The 5540-nt window shown below is 59.9% G+C and carries 7 protein-coding genes; 3 read left to right on the top strand and 4 right to left on the bottom strand.

Features of this window, described 5'->3' with window-relative positions; all coding sequences use genetic code 11:
• A partial coding sequence (locus QZ269_RS11645) for a GTP-binding protein (RefSeq protein ID WP_291426875.1) occupies positions 1–115 on the bottom strand: 115 nt, incomplete at its 3' end.
• 583 nt (positions 116–698) lie between these two features.
• Positions 699–959, bottom strand: coding sequence for a metal-sensitive transcriptional regulator (locus QZ269_RS11640; protein WP_291426874.1), 261 nt, complete (start codon positions 957–959; stop codon positions 699–701).
• Positions 960–1077: 118 nt separating this feature from the next.
• Here QZ269_RS11640 and QZ269_RS11635 point away from each other — a divergent pair, with 118 nt between their 5' ends.
• From QZ269_RS11635 to QZ269_RS11625, 3 genes are read left to right on the top strand one after another with little or no spacing between them, the layout of a single operon-like run.
• The gene (locus tag QZ269_RS11635) at positions 1078–2448 is read left to right on the top strand and encodes a rhodanese-like domain-containing protein (RefSeq protein WP_291426873.1); all 1371 of its coding nucleotides are present in this window, start codon (positions 1078–1080) and stop codon (positions 2446–2448) included.
• Between the two features lie 59 nt (positions 2449–2507).
• Complete coding sequence (locus QZ269_RS11630; RefSeq protein ID WP_291426872.1) at positions 2508–3083, top strand: YeeE/YedE thiosulfate transporter family protein; 576 nt, start codon at positions 2508–2510, stop codon at positions 3081–3083.
• The gene (locus tag QZ269_RS11625; protein WP_291426871.1) at positions 3080–3532 is read left to right on the top strand and encodes a YeeE/YedE family protein; all 453 of its coding nucleotides are present in this window, start codon (positions 3080–3082) and stop codon (positions 3530–3532) included. The genes QZ269_RS11630 and QZ269_RS11625 overlap by 4 nt, the downstream gene beginning before the upstream one ends.
• Positions 3533–3666: 134 nt before the next feature.
• Here the strand turns inward: QZ269_RS11625 and QZ269_RS11620 are convergent, their stop codons facing one another.
• A complete protein-coding gene (locus QZ269_RS11620) occupies positions 3667–4098 on the bottom strand; it encodes a hypothetical protein (protein ID WP_291426870.1) in 432 nt (143 codons plus the stop codon).
• Positions 4099–4279: 181 nt separating this feature from the next.
• Positions 4280–5422, bottom strand: a complete 1143-nt coding sequence (tgt, locus tag QZ269_RS11615; RefSeq protein ID WP_291426869.1) for a tRNA guanosine(34) transglycosylase Tgt — start codon at positions 5420–5422, stop codon at positions 4280–4282.
• Positions 5423–5540: the final 118 nt, after the last annotated feature.

Raw genomic sequence — 5540 nt, 5'->3', positions numbered from 1 at the left:
CCGAAGCGGCGGTGAAGGTGATAGCCGCCGTCAGGGTGGTCTTGCCGTGGTCAACGTGTCCAATGGTGCCGATGTTGACGTGGGGCTTGGTGCGTTCGAACGTTCCTTTAGCCATGTTTCTTACTCCCTCCAAGCGGTGGTTCCTGTACGCCTCAGCACTTTTTACTTACACACAAAAGCGGCCCTTTGGTCGGGCATCCCCCGCGCATACCGCAGGGTTCTGATGGCGCAGGGGCCACATTGGGTTGAATCTCGCCAGGGCGGTGTCCCGCCAAGCTGGCACGTTGCGCTACCGTGCTATGAAAGCAACTCACAGCGCACCGACTACGGAGGATACACCATCTGGCTTTGGCTGGCAAGAGGGGCGCGACCGCGACCGGGGCGACCAGGGATCAGGCCCCTTTATGGGTGGCGCTCTGCACAAGAAGACGCCGCCTGTACCGCCATACCCCGAAACCCATATTCTTCCGTCTCGCATCCGTTCGGACTGAATCTGAAATAAGTAGATTAAGTCGGCAGTCCGTCTGGGCACGTTGTACTTAAGTAGCTAGCAGCTCTTGGCTACAGTTACGCGGCGCAGCTTTACGAGTCGGCCCGGCTTAAACGGTTTTGCCACCCCCTCAACCGGAGTCCGTAGGCTTCCCGCAGACAGATAGGCCGAACTGAGATGCCCTCCTGACAAGCCACAGGCCAGCCCCCTACCCCCGCAGCAACTTCACGGCCCGTACCACGTCGCTGGGCGTAACGGCCTCGCCAGGGCGGGCGCGGCAGCCCAGGGCGTACTGCTCCAGCAGACCCTCGCCCGCCGTGTCCAGGGCGCTGCGAACTGCCGCGAACTGGGTCAGGATGTCGTGGCAGTCACGGCCTTCTTCAATCATCTTCTGGATCCCGCGCACCTGGCCCTCAACGCGCCGCAGCCGCTTGAGCAGCTTCTCGTCTTCTGGGCCAATAGGCGGCACAGTTATGGGGGGTATAGAGGCACACATGGTTACATTGTCGGACAAAAGGCCGCGCACGACAAGTGATAAAGATGGTCACTAAGTTGACGATATACCTATAGGGGGTATAGGTTCAGTTATGTTCTTCAAACGCTTTTACGACGAGGATCTGGCGCAGGCCAGCTACATGGTGGGCTGCCAGAAAACCGGCGAATGTCTGGTGATTGACCCAGTGCGTGATATTCAGCAATATCTAGCCGAGGCGGAGTCGCAAAAGCTGGAGATCACCCACGTTACCGAGACGCACATTCACGCCGATTACCTGTCGGGCAGCCGAGAACTGGCCGCGCAGACAGGCGCGAAACTGCTGCTGTCGGCGGAAGGTGGCCCCGGCTGGCTGTACCGCTTTGAGGCCGCAGAATTGCACTGCGGCGACACCTTCAAGGTCGGAAATATCAAGGTGGAAGCTCGCCATACCCCCGGTCACACGCCCGAGCACCTCAGTTTTCTGGTCAGTGACCTGCCGCGCGGCGACCTGCCGGTGATGCTGTTCAGTGGGGATTTTGTGTTCGTCGGTGACCTGGGCAGGCCCGACCTGCTGGACGAGGCGGCGGGCGGCGTGGAGACCCGCTTTGTAGGCGCGGCGCAGATGTTCCGCAGCCTGCGCGACCAATTTCTGACCCTGCCGGATTACGTGCAGGTGTGGCCCGCGCACGGCTCAGGCAGTGCCTGTGGCAAGTCGCTGGGCGCGGTTCCGGCGACCACGGTGGGCTATGAGCGGGCGCTGAGCTGGTGGGCCGGATTTGTAGAAAAGAACGACGAGCAGGGTTTTACCGCCGAGCTATTGAGCGGCCAACCCGACGCCCCGCTGTACTACGGACGCATGAAGGCGCAAAACCGCGACGGACCGGCGCTGCTGGGTCAGGTCGCGCCCCTGGCCGAACTAGACCTGGCCGACGTGACCCGCAAGCTCCAGGGCGGCGCACGGCTGCTGGACACCCGTCCCAGGGAGCAGCACTACGCCGTCGCCCCGGTGAACAGCGTGAACATTCCGGCGGGCAAGACCTTTGAAACCTGGAGCGGCTGGCTGCTCACGCCCGAGCGTCCGCTGGTGCTGCTGGCCTCTGCCGCAGACGCCGAAAGCCTGCGCCGCCGCCTGTGGATGGTGGGCCTAGACGAGGTACAGGGCTTTGTCCAGACCGCCGAGCATCTGCCTGCTGCACCGGCGCAACCCTTTGCAGCCAGCGAATTGCCACAGCACGGCGACGCACTGATTCTGGATGTTCGCAAAAAGACCGAGTATGACGACGGCCATATTCCCGGTGCCAGGCAACTGCACGCCGGACGCCTGCCCTGGACACTGGGCGAACTGCCCCGTGAGCGCGAAATCGTGGTGCATTGCCAGAGCGGAGCGCGCAGCGGCGCCGCTGCCAGCCTGCTGCGGGCCGAGGGGTTCAAGGTCAGCGAACTGGCCGGGGGCTACGAAGCCTGGGCCAGGGCGCAGCAGTAGATTGGGCCAAAGGTGCCGTGCCCCGCACCCGCCGCCGCTATTTCGGGAACAATAAAACCATGAGCGACGTCGTGCATTTTCTGCAAACGCCCTGGCCCTGGTGGGTCGGCGGCCCCCTGATTGGCCTGACCGTGCCGCTGATGCTATGGCTGGGCAACAAGAGTTTCGGGATTTCCAGCAACCTGCGCCACCTCTGTGCCGTGCTGCTGCCCGAACGGGTCAAGCCGGGATTCTTTAAATACGACTGGCGGGCCGAAAAATGGAACCTGATGTTCGCCGCTGGGCTGGTGCTGGGCGGGCTGCTGGCGGGCGTCATTTTTGCCAACCCCACCCCGGTTCACCTGAGCGCGGCGGGCCTGAACACAATGGACGAACTGGGCGTAACCGTGCAGCCCAGCCTCGTGCCGCCCGAGGTACGCAACCTGAGCAAACCCGGCGTGTGGCTGATTCTGGCGCTGTCGGGCCTGCTGATTGGCTTTGGCACGCGCTACGGCGGCGGCTGTACCAGCGGGCACGCGATTACCGGCCTCAGCACGCTGCAACTGCCTAGCCTATACGCCACCGTCGCCTTTTTTGCCACCGGAATCCTGAGCGCCAACTTTTTGCTGCCGCTGCTGCTGGGGCTGGTTAAATGAGCGCGGCAACCGTACCCGCGACCCGAACTCGCGCCGCCACTGGGCTGCTGGCCTACCTGCTGGCCGGAATCTATTTCGGCGTGGTGTTGGTCAAGTCGGAGGCGGCCAGCTGGTACCGCCTCCAGGAGATGTTCCACTTCGAGTCATTCCACATGTTCGGGCTGATGGGTTCGGCGGTGGTTACAGGTCTGATAACCACGCAATTGCTTCGGCGTTTTGGCCAGACCCGCAACGGCGAAAGCATCCGCATCACGCCCAAAGACCCCGGCTGGCGGCGGTATGTGCTGGGCGGCGCGTGCTTCGGCGTGGGCTGGGGCCTAACCGGGATTTGCCCCGGCCCGATTTTCGTTCTGCTGGGTGCGGGGGTCTGGCCAGCGCTGGTGGTGCTGGCGTTCGCGCTGCTGGGAACCTACCTGTACGGAGTGTTGCAGACGCGGTTGCCGCACTGACGAGCTGAATAAGGCTCAGTATGCCGGTAGTTTATCAAGGTGTCCTCAGTCTACCCGGAATCCAGGATAAGCCTAGGCAGGTGCAGATGCTCAGCTAACCCATTGCGACGCAGGTTAAAGGGTTCCCAGCAGTTCTATCTACTGGCGTAAGTGGTCACTTCACGGTCGAAGAGGCCGACAAGCATCAGCACTCCCAGAATGGTTCCAATGGGAAAGTTGAGCAGGCTGAACACGGCAATCACAATGGCCGAGACGCGCCCCCAGCTTTTGCCGAGCAGCAAAGCACGATAAGTGTTATAGAGCCATAAAATCAGGATGACCAGAAAAAAGAAGCTGGTCCACAAGACCGTATTGATCAGTTCAGGCGGCAGCGGCGGCGTAGTGGTTTTGTTCATCCGGTCATACTCGGTCATGATCTCGTTGAGGTGCGGCCCCAGGAACGGCACCAAAAGTAGATACAGGGCCGAGATAGCCACCGAGATGAGCAGCGGTATGGTAACTAGAGATAAACGCCGGGGCCTGGCAGCTGGCGGCAGATCGGTGGGCTGAGGTTTGAGATCAGTCATTACTGACAGGTTAACGTGTCCGTTCCTATTTCACACGCCCTGACGGCTGGAGTCGCCTGACAGCATTTGCATAGTGACGCTTACATGAGACGAGTGCGGAACGAGGAGCTAGTGACAATTCAAGAGTGCATTTGGCAAAATGCGTCGGAGACGGCGAAGCTGCAACCGGGAGGTCAATATTTTAGCGACTATGAATTGAGTGGGCAAACCATTCCGGGACTTTGCCCTTGAAGTACCGCTTTGCCCACTCATCGGCCCACTCAGCGTAGCGCCCCTGTTCGATCGCCTGTCTGGCACGCTCGACCAGCCGGTGCAAGTAACGCAGATTATGCAGCGAAAGCATACGCGGAGCCAGCATCTCCTCGGCCCTTAATAGGTGAGCCAGATAAGCCCGTGTGTAATGGCGGCAGGCGTAGCAGTCGCACTCGGCATCCACCGGCTCAAGCTGCTGACGTGGCGCACTGGAATTCAGATTAAGGCGACCATCATCCGTCAGCGCATAGCCAAAGCGTCCAGTACGGGTCGGGTACACACAGTCGAACATATCTACGCCAAGCGCTATCCCTGCAACCAGATCCTCAGGGTGGCCCACGCCCATTAGGTAGCGCGGCTTGCTTTCCGGTAGACGCCGTGACGTAAATTCCACTGCCGGGAACATTTCTTCTTTGCTCTCTCCTACTGCCAGACCACCAATTGCAAACCCAGGTGTGTTGAACGGCAAGGTGAGATCTAAGCTCAACTGCCGCAATTCCTCATGAATTCCGCCCTGCACAATGGCAAAAAGGGCCTGCTCCGGTTTCTTCTTAACGGTCACGCACCGCTCAAGCCAGCGGGCGGTTCGCTCCAGACTGGCCCTGATATAAGGTATTTCCGCCGGGAAGGGCGGACATTCGTCAAAAGCCATAATCACATCCGCGCCGAGGGCCTCCTGCACTTCAATGCTGCGCTCCGGCGAAAGTTCCACTAGGCTGCCGTCCAGGTGGCTTTTGAAAGTCACACTGTGCTCGGTAATCTTACGCATGTGGCCCAGGCTCATGACTTGAAACCCGCCAGAGTCAGTCAGAAACGGTCCTGGATATGCTGTGAATCCTGGCAGTCCAGAATGCGCCTCAACCAACTTTTCGCCAGGTCGTAACATCAGGTGATAGGTATTCCCTAAAATCATCTGCGACTTGATGTTCAGAAGTTCCTCTGGGCTGATTCCTTTTACTGTACCTTGTGTGCCCACCGGCATGAACATGGGTGTTGTTACTGTGCCCCGTGGTGTATGAAAAGAAGAGACACGGGCAAGGCCGTCACGGTGATGGATATCAAACTCGAACACAAGACCTCATTGTACGGCTGTCTAAAGCCCATACAGCAATAAAAAATGCCCCTCGAGATGAGGGGCGAGAGAACTTCTGTGTGGAGCGGGAGACGAGATTCGAACTCGCGACATCTAC

Origin of the sequence: Deinococcus sp. (genome assembly GCF_018260405.1) — a bacterium.
GTDB lineage: Bacteria > Deinococcota > Deinococci > Deinococcales > Deinococcaceae > Deinococcus.
This window is presented reverse-complemented; position numbering and strand designations above follow the sequence as displayed.

Bases quoted from the DNA above. Each gene is read 5' to 3' on its own strand.
- QZ269_RS11635 (WP_291426873.1), top strand. From the start codon at position 1,078: ATGTTCTTCAAACGCTTTTACGACGAGGATCTGGCGCAGGCCAGCTAC.
- QZ269_RS11630 (WP_291426872.1), top strand. From the start codon at position 2,508: ATGAGCGACGTCGTGCATTTTCTGCAAACGCCCTGGCCCTGGTGGGTC.
- QZ269_RS11625 (WP_291426871.1), top strand. From the start codon at position 3,080: ATGAGCGCGGCAACCGTACCCGCGACCCGAACTCGCGCCGCCACTGGG.
- QZ269_RS11620 (WP_291426870.1), bottom strand. From the start codon at position 4,098: ATGACTGATCTCAAACCTCAGCCCACCGATCTGCCGCCAGCTGCCAGG.